Origin of the sequence: Cupriavidus sp. UBA2010 (assembly GCF_002335265.1) — a bacterium.
Classification (GTDB): Bacteria; Pseudomonadota; Gammaproteobacteria; order Burkholderiales; family Burkholderiaceae; genus Cupriavidus; species Cupriavidus metallidurans.
This window is the reverse complement of record NZ_DDCI01000009.1, coordinates 248,991-264,517: the sequence shown is the minus strand read 5'-3', so window position 1 is coordinate 264,517 and position 15,527 is coordinate 248,991. Positions and strand designations below refer to the sequence as shown.

Genomic DNA, 15,527 nt, shown 5'->3' with positions numbered 1-15,527 from the left:
CGATACAGGGAAATCAGACGTCGCGCAGCGTCGCCAGCGCCGGTTGCCGCAATACCTCGCGCAAACCGAGCCAGCCGCCCGCAAAAGCGCAGATCATGCCAGAAACCACGCCGACCGGTACGATCCAGACGTTGAATCGGTACGGGAAGTCGAACACGTACTGCGACAGGCCCCAACCCACCCCGATCGCGCCGACGCTGGCCAGCAGCCCCGCCAGTCCGCCGACCACGAGGAATTCCGCGTACTGGGTCTGGCGTACCAGCGCCGCCGACGCGCCTAGCGCCTTGAGCAGCCCGGCATCGCGCTTGCGCTCGTCACGCGCACCGGATAGCGCCGCATAGAGCACGGTCACGCCAGCCAGCAGCGTGAAGACGAACAGGAACTCCACGGCGGCAATCACCTGGTCCAGGACCTGCTGGATCTGCCGCAGGATCAAGTCGGTGTTCACGACTGTGATGTTCGGGAATGCAGCGGCAAGCTGATTGCCAAGCGCGGCCTTGGCGGGCGGCAGATGGAACGCGGTGATGTAGGTCTCGGGCAAGCCCTGCATCTTGGCCGTCGGCAGAATCACGAAGAAATTCACGCGCATCGAGCCCCAGTCGAGCTTACGCAGCGACGTAACGGGTGCCTCGACGGTCTGCCCGGCCACATCGAACCGCAACGTGTCGCCAAGCTGGATATGTAGCGTCTTGGCGATGCCCTCTTCCACCGACGCGCCACCTTCGTCCCAGCGGCCCGAGGTGACTTGATTGCCTTCGGGAAGCCGGTCCATGTACGACAGGTTGAACTCGCGCTCCACCAGATTGCGCGCGCGTCCCTCCGGGTAGCTCTCGGCCTGGATCGGCCGGCTGCCGATCTGCGTCAGGCGGCCGCGCACCATCGGATAGAGCAGATCTTCCACGCCATCCTTTGCCAGCATCGCTTGCAGCGGATCGCGTTGATCCGGCTGGATATTGATGATGAAGCGATTCGGCGCATTGGCCGGCGTGGCGTTGCGCCAGGAATCGATCAGGTCGTTGCGCGTCATACCCAGCAGCAACAGCGCCATCAGCCCGACGGCAAGCGCAACGGTCTGCAGCACGGTCACGCCACGGCGGCGTTCGAGCACGGCCAGCGCGAAGCGCCAGCCGACATTGCCGCGCGCGCGGCCACGCATCACGCGCGATAGCAGGTGCAGCAGGCCCAGCGCCAGCACCGCAAACGCGATACCTGCGCCAACAAACCCACCAGCCGTGGTCATCCCGAGCTTCAGGTCGCGCGCCGCCACGAGCAGCAGCGCCACGAAAGCACCGAGCCCGAGCGCATAGGCCACCCAGACGGACACGGGCGGTACGCCGATATCGCGTCGCAGCACACGCAACGGCGCCACACGCGTCAGCGCCAGCAGCGGCGGCAATGCAAAGCCCACCAGCAATACCAGCCCCGCGGCCACGCCGATCAGCGCGGGCACCGCCGACGGATGCGGCAACGACACCTGCAGCAACCCGCCGAGTGACATCAGCAATCCATAGTGCGCCAGGTAGCCCAGCACCACGCCCACCACCGCGCCGCCGAGGCCGAGCAGCGCGAATTCGATCGCGAAAGCGGTCAGGATCTGCCGGCGTGACAGGCCCAGGCACTTGTAGACCGCGCAGGCATCGGTGTGGCGCTGCATGTAGCGGCGGGCGGACATCGCGATGGCAACCGCCGCGATCATCGCCGACAGCACCGCCACCAGCGACAGGAAACGCTCGGCGCGATCGAGCGTGGCACGCATCTGCGGCTGCCCCGATTCCAGAGACTCCACGCGCGTATTGCGCAGATGCCGGCGCTGGATTTCGTCGGTTGCCCACTTCCGATACCCCTCGCCTGCCGCATCGGATCCCGCAACGAGCAAGCGGTATGTCACACGGCTGCCCCAGCCGATCAGCTTCGTCGCATCAAGGTCGGACAGCGGCAACAACACACGCGGCGCGAAGTTCATAAATCCCGCGCCACGATCGAGTTCCTGCGTGAGGATCCGGTCGATATAGAACGTCTTGCTGCCGAGTTGCAGGCTGTCGCCAACATGCAGGCCGAGCGCGATCAGCAGCGCTTCGTCGACCCACACCTTGCCCGGGGCGGGAATGCCCTCCGCCACCGTCTCGGCGCCGCCCGGCGCACTGGCCACCTTGAGCCGGCCGCGCAGCGGATAGTCGCCGGTCACCGCCTTCAGCGCCGCCAGCTGGCTCGGTGCCTCGGCATGTTCGGGCGCGCCTTTCACGCGCGCCGTGGCCATGCTCGGGAACGTGACAGTCTGCGCCACCCGGAGTCCATCATGCTGCGCGCGCTCGGCGAAAGCCGCGTCGAATGGCTGGTCGGAGATCAACAGCACATCGGCCGCGATCATCTGCCGCGCGTCGCGCTCCAGGCCCAGACGCATCCGGTCCGCCAGAAAGCCCACGCTGGTCAGCGCCGCCACGGCCAGCACGAGCGCGAACAACAGCAGTGTCAGTTCCCCGGCCAGCCAGTCCCGGCGGGCCATGCGCAAGGCTTGCCGCCAGGCGGAAAAACGCGGCTGAGAAGCTAGGACGGTCGTTTCGGCAGACATCGGCGATCGGTTCAGGTTATCTATCGGTGTATCGGCGCGCTAGGGACAATAGGGACACTAGGGGCGCTGGTTGTCCGCGTTGCCGCGCAGCCCGGCGTGCAGACGCCGCACGCCACGCCACAGCTTCGGCAGCAGCCATGCGGCAGTGATCAGGAACAGGACCAGCAGGATCAGGAATACCACGGGCAGGAAGAACGCCAGCAGCAGCCCGCCGGCCGTGGTGATGTCTTCGGTGAATGAGGCCACCCAGTTCGAAAATGGTTCGGGCGACACATTGATCAATGCCCGCGTGCCCGCCTTCGTCGCGTGGGCGGTGCCGGCAAGCGTGCCGCCGATCAGGCCGGCCGCCACCATCCATTGGGGATCGAGCTGACCGAATGCGGCGGCAGCCAGGATCGCCCCGGCGGGAATGCGGATGAAGGTCTGAATGCCATCCCAGACCGTATCGAAGCCCGGCACCTTGTCCGCGACGAACTCGGCCGCGGCCATCGCGCCGGCAATGCCGATCACCCACCAGGACTCGAGCACGTGCAGGCCTGACGGCAGGTCGAGCCAGCCAAGGCGGGCCAGCACACCAGCCGTCAGCACGGCCAGATAGAGACGAATGCCGCTGGCCCAGGACATGCCTGCGGCCAGCGCGGCGGTTTCCAGCATTGCACTCCTCGCGTTTGTCGCGGTTTATCGCTATTTGTCGCTGCGGACTTGCGAAGAGTGTAATACGCCTGCGCCCAGGCGCCTCTCAGGCCCGGATCAAGCCCCTTCCTTGCCGTCCGCGCCGTACCAGGGCAACGCCTGCTGCGGCGTCAGGATGCCTGCCGGTTCCGCCGCCGTGTATCCCGGAAGTTGCTCGATGCGTCGCGCGAAGGCCGGGTCGGCAATCAGCGACAGCAGCGCGGTCACCCACGGCGCGGTCTGGTCGTTCTTGCGCAGCGCCAGATAGTAGGCCTCGCGGGTTAGCGGGACGAATGCCAGGCCGTGCGCTTCAGCGTTCATGCGCAGGCCAAAGGCGACCTGCGCGCGGCCTGAGTGCACCGCTTCGGCCACCTTCTCATTGCTGAACTCGGGATCGTCGTAGCCGGTGATCTGATCTGGATACAACCCCTGCGTGGCCAGCAACTGATCGAACAGCATCCGCGTGCCCGAACTCCGCTGGCGGTTGATGAAGCGCGCGCCGGTGCGAGCCAGATCGCGCAGGTCGCGGATCTCGCGCGCCATGTCCGGCGCCACGATCAAGCCCTGCTCGCGCCACGCCAGCCGCACCAGCCGCACCGTGGCCGGCCGCAGCCACTTGCGCAGTGTCACATGCGCCACCGAACCAGCGGTCTGGATCGGCGAGACATAAAAGCCAGCCAGTTCCGACTGCCGCTCCTGCAGGCAGACCAGCCCTTCCACGCTGCCGCAGAACACGGTATCGAGTTGCAGCGGCGCCGGCGTTTCCCTGAGCGCGGCGGCCAGCGTTTCCACGGCCGGGTCGTGGCTGCCGGAGAAATGCAGCACGGTCTGAGGCCGTGCGGCCTCATCGAGATCGGTCAGGAAATCGGCCATGGCCTTCTGCACGGCGGGATCGATCGTCTCGCGCAGTCGCAGTTCGGCCCGTAGCAGCCGTTCGCCGAAGCGCGTCAGCGATGCGCCACGCCCGCGCTCCATGTCGAGCATCGAGCGGCCGAGCATCTCTTCCCAGGTGCGCATCACGCCCCAGGCATGACGATAGGAAAGTCCGATTTCCTGTGCCGCCCGATGGAGCGACCCCGTTTCGCGCACGGCCTTGAGTAGCTGGAACACCTTGCCGTTGGCGCGGGGGTTGTCATCGGCGGCAATGACCGGGAACAGGTCAAAGCGGAAGGTCATATGTTTCGCCTTGCATATTTACGAGGCCTACAGGCTCATTGACAATCGTGTGCCTCGGTTTCCACGACGATTCGCGCATTCTCCATGAAGCATCGTCGCTATGGCAATTGTGTTTCCGAAAACATAAGAGAAGGAATTGCACATGTCTGATCGCCGTCTTCCCCGCCCAATTCGCCGGTTTCTCACCTCACCCGCCACGACGGCCGCGCTGGCATTCATTGTGCTCTCGACAGCATATGGCGCAGTGAATGCTGCCGATCTGAAAATGGCCACAACCACGAGCACCGAGAATTCCGGGCTGCTCAAGTACCTGCTGCCGAAGTTCGAGCAGAAAACCGGCATCAACGTGAAGGTGATCGCCGTCGGCTCGGGCAAGGCCATGAAGATGGGCGAGATGGGCGACGTGGATGTGCTGCTGGTGCACGCACGCAAGATGGAAGACGAATTCGTCGCGGCCGGCTACGGCGTGAACCGTCGGGACGTGATGTACAACGACTTCATCGTCGTCGGCCCCGCGAACGATCCGGCCAACCTGAAGGGCGGGAAGGACGTCATCGCCGGATTCAAGAAGCTGGCCGGCAGCGGCAGCAAGTTCATCTCGCGCGGTGACAATTCCGGCACCGACGTGATGGAGAAGGACTACTGGAAGAAGGCTGGCATCGAGCCCAAGGGCCAGCCGTGGTACGTCAGCGCCGGGCTCGGCATGGGCGAAGTGCTGACGATGGCCGCCCAGCTCCCGGGCTACACGCTATCCGACCGAGCTACCTACGGCGCGTATCGCGCGAAGACGGGCCTGGCCATCGTGCTACAGGGCGACCCACAGATGTTCAATCCGTACGGCGTGATCGCCGTGAATCCGGCCAAGCACCCCGGCATCAACTACGCCGACGCGATGAAGTTCGTCGAATGGGTCACGTCGAAGGAAGGCCAGGACGCGATTGCCAGCTACAAGGTCGAGGGCGAACAACTCTTCTTCCCCGACTACAAGGCAAAGTAACCAGGCGACGCAACCGGAGCCGGGACGGCGCTGAAGTCCCGGCATAACCACGGGGGCGCCGGACTCAGCCCGCCCCGGTGGCCTCCAGCCGTGGAAGCTGTGGCAGATCCGTCGCGACCTCGGCAATCATCCGCCGCATCCACATCACGTCCGGCGCCGCATGGCAACGCTCGTGCCAGAGCTGGTAGAAGCGCATGCGTGGGAACTGCACCGGCGACGGCACCATGCGGATCGGCAGGTACTGCGCGTAATGCGCGGCGAACTGCCGGCCCGTGGTGAACACCATGTCCGTCTTCATCAGCACGTAGGGCACCAGCCCGAAATACGGCAGCGTGACCTGGATATTCCGCTTGTAGCCCTGCTCCGCCAGCGCCTGGTCGATCATGCTGCGCTGCATCGACGCGTACGGCGCCGGCGCCAGATGCGGCATTTCCAGGTAGTGGCGCAGCGTCAGCCCGTGACGCGCCAGCGGGTGCTGCGCGCCCAGCATGCAGACAACCTCGTCATCGAACAGCGGCGAGATATGCAGATGCTCGGGCGGCGACAGCCAGTTACCGACCACGAGATCGAGGTGGCCCTGCTCCAGCGCATCCAGAAAGTCGGTCGACTGCGTCATCGGGTGGACGAACAGCTTCGCGCCCGGCGCCAGCCGCCGCACGCGCTCGACGATATTCGGCAGGAAGAACGCGTCAAGATAGTCGGGCGCCCCGAGGTGGAACGTCCGCGTGGTGGTGGCCGGATCGAACTGCTGCGGGGGACGGGCGATGCGATCCATCGCGGCCAGACTCTGCTCGGCCAGCAGTAGTAGTTCGCGGCCGCGCTCGGTGGGCACCATGCCGCTCTTGCCGCGCACCAGAATGGCGTCCCCGGTGATTTCGCGCAGCCGCTTGAGCGTGTTGCTGATGGCGGGCTGCGACTGGCCGAGGCGCACGGCGGTGCGCGTCACGCTCTGCTCGGTCAGCAGTGTGTGAAGCACCCGCAGTAAATATGTATCGAGATGGTCGCGTCCGTGCATGGCAGGTGCCAGCCCGCCATATGGCTTGGCGTGGGTGGCGTGGGGGATGGGAACGGCGCATAGTGTAAGACAGCCACCCCCGAAACGGTCAAATCCGGCACACCGTCCGGACGATCTACGGGAAGACCCGTAGATCGCCGCCAGACGGCCCGTGGACTGGCGCGGCTCCGGCCGGGCCGCCGCCGGATGCGCGCGTTGATGGGGCATATCACATGGGCCGAATATTGCGTCAAAGGGCCAGTGCTATGTTTCCGCCATCCCCGAAAGAGAGAAGATCATGGAGACGCAAACCATCCGCTTCTACCACCGCGGCCAGGTCCAGGAAGTATCCGACGCCCCCGTGACGCGCACCCTGCTGCAGTACCTGCGCGAAGATGTCCGCTGTACCGGCACCAAGGAAGGCTGCGCCGAAGGCGACTGCGGCGCCTGCACTGTCGTGATCGGCGAGTTGCAGGACAGCGGCGATGTCGAATTCAAGGCCGTCAACGCCTGCATCCAGTTCCTGCCCACGCTCGACGGCAAGGCCCTGATCACGGTCGAGGACCTGCGTCAGGCAGATGGCGCGCTGCACCCCGTGCAGGAAGCCATGGTTGAGTGCCACGGCTCGCAATGCGGCTTCTGCACCCCAGGCTTCGTGATGTCGCTGTGGGCGCTGTACCAGCAGCACACCCCGGGTGGCGAGCCGCCCCCGCGCCAGACCATCTGCGACGCCCTGACTGGCAACCTTTGCCGCTGCACCGGCTATCGCCCGATCGTCGACGCCGGCCAGCGCATGATGGCCCTGCCCGCGCCGCAGGCCGACCGCATCGACCCCCGCCAGATCGCCGACACGCTGCGCAGCCTGAAGCGCGGCGAGACGTTCCACTACAACGCGCGCGGCCAGCATTTCTACGCCCCGCGCACGGCCGCCGAATTCGGCGCGATCAAGGCCGCCGAGCCGAACATCCGCATCCTGGCCGGCAGCACGGACGTCGGCCTGTGGGTAACCAAGCAGTTCCGCGAACTGGGCAACCTGCTCTACGTCGGTCAGGTGGAAGATCTGAACCAGATCGCCGAGCGCGACGGCTTCATCGAAATCGGTGCCGCCGTGACGCTGGAAAAAGCCTATGCCGCGCTGAACACCGCCCATCCGGAGCTCGAGGAACTGTGGAAGCGCTTTGCTTCCCTGCCGATCCGCAATGCCGGCACGCTGGGCGGCAACATTGCCAACGGCTCGCCGATCGGTGACTCGATGCCGGCGCTGATTGCCCTGGGCACGGAAGTCGTGTTGCAACGCGGCGACGTCCGCCGCGTGATGCCGCTTGAGGACCTGTACCTGGCCTACCAGAAGACGGCCATGGTCGAAGGCGAATTCGTCGCCGGACTGCGCGTGCCGGTGCAAGGGCCGCAGCATTTCCGCACGTACAAGCTGTCCAAGCGCTTTGACGAGGATATCTCCGCCGTGTGCGCCGCGTTCGGTATCACGGTCGAGAACGGCATCGTCACGGCAGCATGCATCGCCTTCGGCGGCATGGCCGCCACCCCGAAACGGGCTGTGCTGGCAGAGGATGCGCTGACCGGCAAGCCCTGGAACGAGGCCACCGCACGCGCCGGCATGGCGGCGCTGGGCCAGGACTACACGCCACTGACCGATATGCGCGCCACTGCCGACTATCGCAGCCGGGGCGCTGCCAACCTGCTCTATCGCTTCTGGCTGGAAACGCGCGACGGCGCGTTGCCCGCCGCCATGGTCAACGTCCGCGCCATCGGCGCCGGTGAAACCGTGAGCGCCTGAGGAAAGCCTGCATGAACAAGCAAACCGAACCTTTCCTGCTCGACGCCAGCGTCGCCGCCGAATCGGCGCCGCAAGTGGGCATCTCGCGCCCGCATGAATCGGCCCACCTGCACGTGGCAGGCACCGCCACCTATACCGACGACATTCCCGAGCTGGCTGGCACGCTGCACGCCGCGCTCGGCATGAGCGCGCGCGCCCATGCGCGCCTGAAGTCGATCGGTCTCGAACGCGTGCGCAAGGCGCCCGGCGTGGTGTCGGTGCTGACCGTCGACGACATTCCTGGCGCCAACGAATGCGGCCCGATCATCCATGACGACCCGATCCTGGTGAAGGACGTCGTTCAGTTCATCGGTCAGCCGATCTTCATCGTGGTAGCGACGTCGCATGACGCGGCACGCCGCGCCGCCCGTCTGGCCGACATCGAGTACGAAGACCTGCCCCCCGTGCTGTCGCCCGAGGCCGCGCACGCCGCAGGCAGCTATGTGCTGCCGCCGATGCATCTGAAGCGCGGCGAACCTGCCCGCCACATCGACGCGGCCATCCACCGCGACGCTGGCAAGATCCACCTGGGCGGTCAGGAGCAGTTCTATCTGGAAGGCCAGATTGCCTACGCCGTGCCGCGCGAAAACGACGGCATGCACGTCTGGTGTTCGACGCAACACCCGACCGAAATGCAGCATCACGTGGCCCACATGCTCGGCTGGCACGCGCATCAGGTGCTGGTGGAGTGCCGCCGCATGGGCGGTGGCTTCGGCGGCAAGGAATCGCAGTCGGCCATGTTCGCGTGCTGCGCGTCGCTGGCCGCGTGGAAGCTGCTGTGCCCGGTCAAGCTGCGTCCAGATCGCGACGACGACATGATGATCACCGGCAAGCGCCACGACTTCGTGTTCGACTTCGATGTCGGCCACGATGACGCCGGCCGCATCGAAGGCGTGCGCGTGGAGATGGTGTCTCGCGCGGGCTTCTCGGCCGACCTGTCGGGTCCGGTCATGACGCGCGCGATCTGTCACTTCGACAATGCCTACTGGCTGCCGAACGTGCAGATCGACGGCTACTGCGGCAAGACCAACACGCAGAGCAACACCGCGTTCCGCGGCTTCGGCGGCCCGCAAGGCGCGTTCGCCGTGGAGTACATCCTCGACAACATCGCGCGCAACGTGGGCAAGGATTCGCTCGACGTGCGCCGCGCCAACTTCTACGGCAAGACGGACAACAACGTCACGCCGTATGGTCAGACCGTCGAAGACAACGTCATCCACGAGCTGATCGACGAACTCGTGGCATCGAGCGAATACAAGGCCCGCCGCGCCGCCACGCGCGCGTTCAATGAGACCAGCCCGATCCTCAAGAAAGGGATCGCCATCACGCCGGTCAAGTTCGGCATCTCGTTCAACGTGGCCCACTACAACCAGGCCGGCGCGCTCGTGCACGTCTACAACGACGGCTCGGTGCTCGTGAACCACGGTGGCACGGAAATGGGCCAGGGCCTGAACACCAAGGTGGCGATGGTCGTGGCGCACGAACTCGGCATCCGCATGGAACGTGTGCGCGTGACCGCTACGGACACCAGCAAGGTAGCCAACACGTCCGCAACCGCCGCATCGACCGGCGCCGACCTGAACGGCAAGGCCGCGCAGGACGCCGCCCGCCAGATCCGCGAGCGGCTGGCCGCGTTCGCCGCCCGCAAGGCCGGCGTGCCCGTCGAAGACGTGCGCTTCGGCGACGACCTCGTGGTGGCTGGCGAGCTGCGCCAGTCGTTCGGTGATCTGGCCCGCGAAGCCTATGTGGCCCGCGTGCAGCTGTGGTCCGACGGCTTCTACACCACGCCCAAGCTGCACTGGGACCAGAAGGCGCTGCAGGGTCGCCCGTTCTATTACTACGCCTACGGCGCAGCGTGCTCGGAAGTGCTGGTCGATACGCTCACCGGCGAATGGAAGCTGCTGCGTGCCGATGCATTGCACGACGCCGGCAAGTCGCTGAACCCGGCCATCGATATCGGCCAGGTGGAAGGCGCGTTCATCCAGGGCATGGGCTGGCTGACCACAGAAGAACTGTGGTGGAACCAGAACGGCAAGCTGATGACGCACGCGCCCTCGACCTACAAGATCCCGACGATCAACGACTGCCCTGAAGAGTTCAACGTGCGGCTGTTCCAGAACCGAAACGTCGAGGACAGCATCCATCGCTCGAAGGCCGTTGGCGAGCCACCGCTGCTGCTGCCGTTCTCGGTGTTCTTCGCGATCCGCGATGCGATTGCTGCGGTGGGCGACTACAAGGTCAACCCGCCGCTGCGCGCGCCCGCCACCAGCGAAGCGATCCTCGACGCCGTGGAGGCCGTGCAGGCCACCGTTGTTTCCGCCTGACGCAATACCAGGACCGATCATGCAGGACGCCCCCCTCAAACCGTTCCGCTTCGCCGACGCCACCCGCTGGGTGCGCGCCGGCGTGCCCGTGGCGATGGTCACCATCGTCGAAGTCAAGGGTTCCGCGCCGCGCGAGGCGGGCATCCGCATGCTGGTGACGGCCGACGACCTGGTTGGCACGATCGGCGGCGGCCACCTGGAGTGGCGCGGCATGGACATCGCCCGAGAGATGATCGCAAAGGGCGAAAACGGGGAGCAGCGCCGCATCGAGCGTATTCCGCTTGGGCCCGCACTGGGTCAATGCTGCGGCGGCGTCGTGCGCCTGGCGTTTGAAGTGCTGACCCATGACGATCTGGCCTGGCTCGACGCGGTGGAATCGGCCTTCGCGACCGGCAAGGCACTCGCGCGGCATGTACCGGTGACCGGAGCGGTTCGCACGGAAGCCAGCCGCGACCTGTTGCCGTCGGTGCAACTTGCCGCCGATGACAGCTGGATCGACACGCTCGTGCCGGACGACATGCACGTCGTGCTGTTTGGCGCGGGGCATGTCGGCCACGCGCTGGTCAAGGTGCTGGCCACGTTGCCCTGCCGCGTGCACTGGGTCGACGAACGCGACACGCTCTTCCCCGCCGGCCTGCCCGAGAACATCGAGGCCGAAGCGACCGATACGGCAGAAGCCGTGGTCGACCAGGCCCCGGCAGGCAGCTATTTCCTGGTCATGACGCACAGCCATGCGCTCGACCAGACCCTCTGCGAGCGGATCTTCCGCCGCACCGATTTCGCTTACTTCGGCCTGATCGGCTCGAAGACCAAGCGCGCGAAGTTCGAACACCGGATGGCCGAGCACGGCATCGACGCCGCGCGCTTTCCGGAAATGACATGTCCCATGGGAGTCTCCGGCATCACGGACAAGGCACCGGCTATGATTGCGGTAGCCATCGTCGCCCAACTGCTCCAGGTCCGCGACCAGCGCGCAGCTGCGCTGGCCGCCAGCCGGCGGGAGGCGGTGCATCCGTAACCGGGCAGCCGTGATCCGGCTGCCGCCATAAGACAAGAGGCCCCATGACCATTGATGCCGCGCTGGCGGACAAGATCCGCCGTACCCCCAAGGCCGAACTGCACGTGCATATCGAAGGCACGCTCGAACCCGAGCGCATCTTCAGGCTGGCCCAGCGCAACAACGTCAAGCTGGCCTATCCGGACGTGGAAGCGCTACGCGCCGCGTACGCCTTCACGGACCTGCAATCGTTTCTGGACATCTACTACGCCGGCGCCAGCGTGTTGCTGACCGAAGAAGATTTCTTCGACATGACGATGGACTACGTCAAGCGCGCCGCCGCCGACAACGTCCGCCATGCCGAGATCTTCTTCGACCCGCAGACCCATACCGCGCGTGGCGTGCCGATGGGCACGGTGATCGACGGCATCGCCGACGCACTGGCTCAGGCACGCACCGAGTACGATTTTTCGAGCAGCATGATCCTCTGCTTCCTGCGCCACCTGTCCGAGGAGGATGCGCTGGCCACGCTGGAGGCCGCTCTGCCCTACCGCGACCGCTTTGTCGGCGTGGGGCTGGATTCTTCGGAACGCGGCAACCCACCCGAGAAGTTCGCGCGTGTGTTTGCCCGCGCGAAGGAACTCGGCCTGCATCTGGTGGCGCACGCTGGCGAGGAAGGCCCGCCGCAGTACGTGACCGATGCGCTGGACATCCTCAAGGTCGAGCGGATCGACCACGGCGTGCGCGCGATCGAGGACGAGGCGCTGGTGCAGCGCCTTGCACGTGAACGCGTGGCGCTGACCGTTTGCCCGCTGTCGAACCAGAAGCTGATGGTCCATCCCGACCTGCGCGATCACCCGATGAAGCGCCTGCTCGACGCCGGTGTGGCCGTGACGCTCCATTCGGACGACCCCGCCTATTTCGGCGGCTATATGAACGCGAACTGGGAGGCATCGTTCGACGCACTCCCGCTTGATGCGGCCGATGCCCACAAGCTCGCCCGCAACAGTTTTGAAGCGGCCTTCCTGCCGGACGTGCAGAAGGCCGAATTCCTGGCTGAAGTCGACCACTTCTGGTCGGCCACGCCCGCATCCCCGCCCGCAACGGCCAACGTGACAACCACGACCTGACCGGGCGCATTCCAAGAACGCCGGATGCTTCGCCCGTTGCCATACCGAACGGGCGAGGCACCGGCCGCCCCGAAGACATGAAGATGACGACGACTTCCCCTGCATCTGGCGCCGACAACGCCGTGACCCGCGCAATCCGCGGCCGTATCCTGCACTTCCTGCGTGACCCGCAGTTTCATGACGACGCCTATCAGTATTGGGAAGACGGCGTCATGATCGTGAAGGCCGGCCGCATCGCCGCAGTCGGCAATTACGCGGACCTGTCACGCGATATCCCGCAAGGCGCCGAAGTCGTCGACCATCGCGGCAAGCTGATCGTGCCCGGGTTCATCGACACGCACATCCACTACCCGCAGACCGACATCATCGCGTCGCCGTCGCCGGGCCTGCTGCACTGGCTGGACACGTACACGTTCCCCGAGGAGCGCCGCTTCAGCGACCCCGCCTATGCGCGGGCCGTCGCCGATTTCTTCACCGACGAACTGCTGCGCAATGGCACGACCACCGCCATGGTCTGGAGCACCGTGCACGCGGCATCGGCCGACGCACTGTTCGCCGCCAGCCAGCAACGCCACATGCGCATGATCACCGGCAAGGTGCTGATGGATCGCAACTGCCCGGACTTCCTGCGCGACACGGCCGAGAGCGGCGCGCGTGAATCGGCCGACCTGATCTCGAAATGGCACAACGTCGATCGCCTGGCCTACGCGATCACGCCGCGCTTCGCGCCGACTTCCACCGAGGCACAGCTGGAAGCCTGCGGCGAGTTGGCGAAAGCCCACAGCGACGTCTTCATCCAGACCCACGTGGCGGAAAACCGCGACGAGGTGAAATGGGTGGCCGAGCTGTTCCCCGATGCGCGCAGCTACCTGGACGTCTACGACCGCTACAACCTCCTGCGCCCGGGAGCGTTCTACGGCCACGCGATCTACCTCGACCAGGATGACCGCCGCCGTCTGGCAGACAGCGGCGCGGCCGTGGCGCACTGCCCTACGTCGAACCTGTTCCTGGGCAGCGGCTTCTACGACTTCCACCAATCGGATGCGAATCGCCTGAACGTCACGCTGGCGACGGACGTTGGCGGCGGCACGTCGTTTTCGATGTTCCGCACCATGAACGCCGCGCACAAGGTGGCGCGGATGGGCGGCTACCACCTGACAGCGCTGCGCATGTTCTACCTGGCCACGCGCGCCGCCGCGGAGGCGCTGGGCTGGCAGGACCGGATCGGCAGCTTCGAGGTGGGCTGCGAGGCCGACTTCGTCGTGCTGGACCCGGACGCCACGCCGCTGATTTCGCGCCGCAGCAGCCGCTCGGAAACGCTCGAAGAGCAGTTGTTCGCGTTCGCGATGCTTGGCGACGACCGGGTCATCGAGAACGTCTACATCATGGGCGAGGCCACCAGCCCGGTCGCCGCCTGATCGGGCGTAGGCGGGGCATATTTGTGTGGATCGGCCGATTCCACTCAAACATGGTCCGCCGATGTGCTTTTTTGGTCTCAATGCGAATCCGCCCTCGCGGAGCATTGACCATAATCAACACAACGGTCATCAAAGCCTTCTAGCCTGTCACGCATATAAAGTCCGCCCATCCGGGCAGACGCACATGCATACCGACTCGCCAGACCTTTGATGACTGCCCCATCCGACACCCTCTCGCCGGCCGACGCCGACGCGATCTCGCAAGCGCCGAACCACAGCACGAACCGCCCCAAACGCCCGGCCAAGAACATCCCCCTGCCGGAGCCAATCGCCTTCGAGGCCCCGTTTCCGAACCGCAAGACGATCCGCAGCTGGCTGATTCCCCTCGGCGGCCGCAGCACCGCGCGCGCGCTGCTTCTGTTCGCGTTCGATTACGCGCTGTTCGCTGCCGTACTGGCCGGCGTGGTCCTGGCATCACCCTGGTGGGCCAAGGTTGGGCTCGGCGTGCTGGCCGGACTGATCATCGCGCGCCTGTTCATCATCGGCCACGACGCCTGCCACCAGAGCCTGACCGACCATCGTGGCCTGAACAAGTGGCTGGGCCGGCTCACGTTCCTGCCGTCGCTCACGCCTTATAGCCTCTGGGAAGTCGGCCATAACGTCGTCCATCACGGTTACACGAACCTGAAGGGCTTCGACTTCGTCTGGGCGCCCTACTCGCTCGAGGAATTCCGCGCGCTGCCGCGCAGCCGCCGGATTCTGGAGCGCATCTACCGCAACGGCCTTGGCGCCGGCCTTTACTACCTGATCGAGATCTGGTGGTTCAAGCTGTTCTTCCCCAGCAAGCGCCAGATGGCGACCCGTCGCCCGATCTTCATGTGGGACTGCGCGCTCGTGGCAGCTTTCGGCGCGCTCTGGATCGGCGCGCTGGTCTGGCTGGCCGTGGCCACCGGGCAATCCCCGCTGCTGCTGGTCGGCACCGGCTTCGTGCTGCCCTTCCTGATCTGGAACGCCACCGTTGGCTTCGTGCTGTACGTCCACCATACGCATACCAGCGTGGCGTGGTACGACACCAAGGCCATGTGGGCGAAGGCCCAGCCGTTCGTGTCGACGACCGTGCATCTGCGCTTCAACTTCGGTATCGGCGCGGCCCTGCATCACATCATGGAGCACACGGCCCACCACGTGGACATGAGCATCCCGCTGTACCAGCTCAAGCGCGCCCAGGCGCTGCTCGAGCACGCACTGCCGGGTCGCATCATCATCGAGAAGTTCTCGTGGCGCTGGTATTTCCATACAGCCCGCCGCTGCAAGCTCTACGACTTCAAGGCGCTGTGCTGGACGGATTTCCGCGGTCGCCAGACCAGCGAAAACGCTCCGACTCCGGTCTGAGCACATCGGGAATGGCGGCGTTAG

Annotated in this window: 11 protein-coding genes; 7 read left to right on the top strand and 4 right to left on the bottom strand. The window is 65.7% G+C overall.

The features are described from left to right. Positions 1–13 precede the first annotated feature (13 nt). The 3 genes from B2246_RS04580 to B2246_RS04570 form a co-directional block, all read right to left on the bottom strand. A complete protein-coding gene (locus B2246_RS04580) occupies positions 14–2,503 on the bottom strand; it encodes an ABC transporter permease (protein WP_008649787.1) in 2,490 nt (829 codons plus the stop codon). A gap of 123 nt (positions 2,504–2,626) precedes the next feature. Beyond that, a complete protein-coding gene (locus B2246_RS04575) occupies positions 2,627–3,223 on the bottom strand; it encodes a DUF4126 domain-containing protein (RefSeq protein WP_286879854.1) in 597 nt (198 codons plus the stop codon). A gap of 96 nt (positions 3,224–3,319) precedes the next feature. Then, a complete protein-coding gene (locus B2246_RS04570; RefSeq protein WP_008649785.1) occupies positions 3,320–4,417 on the bottom strand; it encodes a substrate-binding domain-containing protein in 1,098 nt (365 codons plus the stop codon). A 142-nt stretch (positions 4,418–4,559) separates the two neighbouring features. On the opposite strand from B2246_RS04570, the gene B2246_RS04565 reads away from it, so the two are divergent. After that, a complete protein-coding gene (locus tag B2246_RS04565) occupies positions 4,560–5,414 on the top strand; it encodes an extracellular solute-binding protein (RefSeq protein WP_008649784.1) in 855 nt (284 codons plus the stop codon). Between the two features lie 64 nt (positions 5,415–5,478). Here the strand turns inward: B2246_RS04565 and B2246_RS04560 are convergent, their stop codons facing one another. Then, a complete protein-coding gene (locus B2246_RS04560; protein WP_008649783.1) occupies positions 5,479–6,429 on the bottom strand; it encodes a LysR substrate-binding domain-containing protein in 951 nt (316 codons plus the stop codon). Positions 6,430–6,706: 277 nt separating this feature from the next. On the opposite strand from B2246_RS04560, the gene xdhA reads away from it, so the two are divergent. The 6 genes from xdhA to B2246_RS04530 all read left to right on the top strand — a co-directional run bounded on the left by xdhA (position 6,707) and on the right by B2246_RS04530 (position 15,503). Continuing rightward, positions 6,707–8,203 (top strand): xanthine dehydrogenase small subunit, encoded by a 1,497-nt coding sequence (gene xdhA / locus B2246_RS04555; RefSeq protein WP_035881654.1) that lies wholly within the window; start codon positions 6,707–6,709, stop codon positions 8,201–8,203. 11 nt (positions 8,204–8,214) lie between these two features. Then, entirely contained in the window at positions 8,215–10,566 is a 2,352-nt protein-coding gene (gene xdhB, locus B2246_RS04550; RefSeq protein WP_286879851.1) for a xanthine dehydrogenase molybdopterin binding subunit, read from the top strand. Positions 10,567–10,585: 19 nt separating this feature from the next. Beyond that, positions 10,586–11,584, top strand: a complete 999-nt coding sequence (gene xdhC, locus B2246_RS04545; protein ID WP_008649778.1) for a xanthine dehydrogenase accessory protein XdhC — start codon at positions 10,586–10,588, stop codon at positions 11,582–11,584. 44 nt (positions 11,585–11,628) lie between these two features. Next, complete coding sequence (locus B2246_RS04540) at positions 11,629–12,693, top strand: adenosine deaminase (RefSeq protein ID WP_011515716.1); 1,065 nt, start codon at positions 11,629–11,631, stop codon at positions 12,691–12,693. Positions 12,694–12,776: 83 nt separating this feature from the next. Beyond that, on the top strand, positions 12,777–14,111 hold the full coding sequence (gene guaD / locus B2246_RS04535) for a guanine deaminase (protein WP_024569101.1): 1,335 nt from the start codon (positions 12,777–12,779) through the stop codon (positions 14,109–14,111). Between the two features lie 210 nt (positions 14,112–14,321). Beyond that, positions 14,322–15,503: a fatty acid desaturase gene (locus B2246_RS04530; RefSeq protein ID WP_035881650.1), complete on the top strand. Its 1,182-nt coding sequence runs from the start codon at positions 14,322–14,324 to the stop codon at positions 15,501–15,503. Positions 15,504–15,527: the final 24 nt, after the last annotated feature.

Bases quoted from the DNA above. Each gene is read 5' to 3' on its own strand.
- B2246_RS04540 (WP_011515716.1), top strand. From the start codon at position 11,629: ATGACCATTGATGCCGCGCTGGCGGACAAGATCCGCCGTACCCCCAAG.
- B2246_RS04575 (WP_286879854.1), bottom strand. From the start codon at position 3,223: ATGCTGGAAACCGCCGCGCTGGCCGCAGGCATGTCCTGGGCCAGCGGC.
- B2246_RS04570 (WP_008649785.1), bottom strand. From the start codon at position 4,417: ATGACCTTCCGCTTTGACCTGTTCCCGGTCATTGCCGCCGATGACAAC.
- B2246_RS04565 (WP_008649784.1), top strand. From the start codon at position 4,560: ATGTCTGATCGCCGTCTTCCCCGCCCAATTCGCCGGTTTCTCACCTCA.
- B2246_RS04580 (WP_008649787.1), bottom strand. From the start codon at position 2,503: ATGGCCCGCCGGGACTGGCTGGCCGGGGAACTGACACTGCTGTTGTTC.
- xdhA (WP_035881654.1), top strand. From the start codon at position 6,707: ATGGAGACGCAAACCATCCGCTTCTACCACCGCGGCCAGGTCCAGGAA.
- guaD (WP_024569101.1), top strand. From the start codon at position 12,777: ATGACGACGACTTCCCCTGCATCTGGCGCCGACAACGCCGTGACCCGC.
- B2246_RS04530 (WP_035881650.1), top strand. From the start codon at position 14,322: ATGACTGCCCCATCCGACACCCTCTCGCCGGCCGACGCCGACGCGATC.
- xdhC (WP_008649778.1), top strand. From the start codon at position 10,586: ATGCAGGACGCCCCCCTCAAACCGTTCCGCTTCGCCGACGCCACCCGC.
- B2246_RS04560 (WP_008649783.1), bottom strand. From the start codon at position 6,429: ATGCACGGACGCGACCATCTCGATACATATTTACTGCGGGTGCTTCAC.
- xdhB (WP_286879851.1), top strand. From the start codon at position 8,215: ATGAACAAGCAAACCGAACCTTTCCTGCTCGACGCCAGCGTCGCCGCC.